This window comes from Paraburkholderia ginsengiterrae (assembly GCF_001645125.1).
Lineage (GTDB): Bacteria > Pseudomonadota > Gammaproteobacteria > Burkholderiales > Burkholderiaceae > Paraburkholderia > Paraburkholderia ginsengiterrae.
In genome coordinates this window covers 1-488 of the sequence record NZ_LXKA01000167.1, presented here as the reverse complement: position 1 = coordinate 488, position 488 = coordinate 1, and the positions used below count along the sequence as shown (strand labels likewise).

Below are 488 nucleotides of genomic sequence, written 5' to 3'. Positions count from 1 at the left end.
GTCATGAACTGGGAACCGCGTGAGATGTCGCGGCTGATCGAACTGAACATCGGTAAGGACCCGCAATACATTCGCATCAACGGGACCCTTGTGGGCGGCCCTATCGGCCTGCTCTTCTACGCTACCCCGCAACTGTTCGCCTTGCTGCTCCATGCCGTGGGAATAGCACTGCGGTCACACAATCGGCCTGGCTCAGACATAGCGCCTATAACGCCGGCATAACCTTCTCTCAGGTCCCCCGCCCGGACGCCTCCCTTCGCTCCACCTCCCCTTCCTCCCTCCCACCGCCCGCCCCTCACTCTCGCTCTCTTCCCACTCCTCCCCCCTCCCGCTCCCCCCGTCAAGCCGCGTCACCTGCCGCTGCCCACGGTCCGCGCCTGGCTCCCACCGCCCCAGCTCCACACACACCCCCCATCCACACCTGCCGTGCCCCCCCCCTACCCCCCCTCACCCCAGCCATCGCCGCCGCGCCACAGCGCCTAGCGTCA

1 protein-coding gene is annotated in these 488 nt (G+C 67.0%); it reads left to right on the top strand.

Annotated elements, in window-relative coordinates:
• Nucleotides 1–222: DUF445 family protein (locus A6V37_RS13620; RefSeq protein WP_157447873.1), on the top strand; the 222-nt coding region annotated here is incomplete at its 5' end.
• Nucleotides 223–488: the final 266 nt, after the last annotated feature.